Genomic DNA, 2452 nt, shown 5'->3' with positions numbered 1-2452 from the left:
AGCACGAGCTTTCGCCAGCGCGCCTGCCATTGCCAATCGGTGTATCGCGATATATCGTGAGCGCACGCGATACACCGATTGGGAGAATCACATGGAAACGCAAGGACTACCAGGGCCATGGCCCTGGGGGCACGGCAGGTCCAACAGGCATGGCGGGCATGGCGGGCATGGTGGGCACGGCTGGCATGGCGGGCACCGGTTCGACCAGACCGCAATGGCCACCGCCGAAGGTCGCGGCGGGTGGCGGCACGGCGGTCCGGGGGGCCCGGGCGGATCCGGCCACATCCCTCCGGTCCCTCCGGGCTTCGGCTTCGGCTTCGGCCCGGGTTTCGGTTCAGGCGGCCCAGGCTTCTTCGGCGGCCGTGGCCGTGGCCGCGGTGCAAAGGTTCGCCGTGGAGATGTCCGCGCGGCGATCCTCGCCCTGCTCGCCGAAACGCCGATGCACGGCTATCAGATGATCAACGAGCTGGCCGAACGCAGCCAGGGCACGTGGCGGCCGAGCCCCGGTTCCGTCTACCCGGTCCTCGCGTTGCTCACCGACGAGGGCCTCGTACGCGCCGAGGAAAGTGACGGCAAGCGGGTCTTCCACCTGACCGACGCCGGCCGGGCCCACACCGACGCCCGAGCGGGCGAGCCCAAGCCGTGGGACACCGCCGCGGCCGCCGCCGACGAGGGTCTCACCGACCTACGCTCGCTGGCATTCGGCGTGGGCGCAGCCGTCATGCAGGTCGCTCAGGCCGGTAGTGACGCCCAGATCAAGGCAGCACAGAGAATTCTCATGGATACCCGCCGGGCGCTCTACCGGATCCTCGCCGATGACGAGCCCGATGAGGCGGACGAGCCGGCCGAGCCCATGGCCGAGGACGGCCGGTCCGGGTAAGGGCGACCGGCAAGGGGGACGTCCGACGGGCCACGGTGAGGCCGGTCCGGCCGCCTGCAAAGAGTCACAAAAAATTACAAAAAGTTATGACGCTGGCGCCGCCGAATCCGGCCGAAGCTCGCCCATCACGGAGGTGATGTGATGGGCGGGATCTCTCCGGGAAAGGGGCTTGCGCCGTGCGGAAACTTGGCTCTGGCTATGTGCTGCACGAACCAATCGGGCGCGGCGCGTTCGGGCAGGTCTGGCGAGGATCCACGGTGGCGGGCGATCGTCAGGTGGCTGTGAAGGTCCTGCGCGCCGAGCTCGCGGACGACCCCGAGGTCGTCGCCAGGTTCGTCCAGGAACGGTCCGTACTGCTCGGGTTCAATGATCCACATCTTGTCGCCGTCCGTGACCTCGTGGTCGAAGGCGACACCCTCGCGATCGTGATGGACCTCGTCAGCGGCGTGGACCTGCGGGTGTACCTCCGGGAGCGGGGAACGCTCACCATCCCGGCGGCCATCGCCCTGACCTGCCAGGTCCTGCGCGCGCTGACGGTCGTGCACGCGGCCGGCGTCGTCCACCGCGATCTCAAACCCGCGAACGTGCTCGTCGACCTCACCGACCCGGATGATCCGCAAGCGCGGCTCACGGACTTCGGCGTGGCCAGGCTCGCCCACGGCCGGTCCCTGACCCGCCTCACCGGCGCGATCGGGACGCCGCTCTACATGGCGCCGGAACTGGCACAGCGTGAGCACGCGCAACCCGCCGCCGACGTCTACAGCGCAGGAGTCATGCTCTACGAACTCCTGACGGGTCATCCGCCCTTCTCCGCGCCACACCCGATCGCGTTACTGCGCGCCCATATGGAAGACGCACCCGAGCCTATTGCCGACATCCCGCCACCCCTGTGGGACATGATCGCTTGGATGCTCACCAAGGACCCGGCTGCCCGTCCCACGGCAGCCGAGTCCGAAGGCGAGCTGACCCGGCTCGCGCGCTCCGGATTCCAGCCGGCAGCCCCGCCGCCAGGTGATGCCGATCACGACACCGGTGCTGCGGCTGCCACTGCGGCTGCCACTACGGCTGCCACCGCAAGCGCCGAGTCGGACGCCGGCGTGACCGCACTGATTCCCCCAGACGCGACGATCGTGACTCCGGACCGGGCGAACGGCGCTGCTACGCCCGGCGCCGTTCGCCCGGTCGAGAACCCGGGCGGCATGGCGCAGTCCGGCGTGACCAGGATCGGTCCGGCACCGTCCGCCCCCGCCGGCTGGGTCTGGCAACCGGATGACCGCATCAGCGATCGGGACCGACCGGACGGCCGGAAGCGCTGGCGGGCAGCGATCATCGCGGCAGCCGCTGTCACGCTGCTGGCCGGCGGTGCGGCCGCGCTGGCGCTCACCGGCAATCACGGCACCGCGACCATCGACGCACGGCCACCGGTGACAAATAGCAGCACGACAAGTACCCAGAGCACGGCATCGGCGGCTACCGCTACACCATCGACCCCGACCCCTGACTTACCGACCGCTGCGCTGCCGACCGCCCCGCCCACCGATGTCGTCCTGAAAACTATGAGTGGCCCGGGTG

Annotated in this window: 2 protein-coding genes; both read left to right on the top strand. The window is 69.6% G+C overall.

The genetic code is table 11. The annotated features are described in order from the left end of the window. The first annotated feature begins 91 nt into the window (after positions 1-91). On the top strand, positions 92-880 hold the full coding sequence (locus U9980_RS12250; RefSeq protein ID WP_322768017.1) for a PadR family transcriptional regulator: 789 nt from the start codon (positions 92-94) through the stop codon (positions 878-880). Between the two features lie 257 nt (positions 881-1137). Further along, a partial coding sequence (locus tag U9980_RS12245; protein WP_322768016.1) for a serine/threonine-protein kinase occupies positions 1138-2452 on the top strand: 1315 nt, incomplete at its 3' end.

The sequence above is a fragment of the Protofrankia sp. Cr1 genome (assembly GCF_963555865.1).
GTDB lineage: Bacteria > Actinomycetota > Actinomycetes > Frankiales > Frankiaceae > Protofrankia.
The sequence above is the reverse complement of the archived record's forward strand: the minus strand, read 5'-3'. Positions and strand labels throughout refer to the sequence as shown.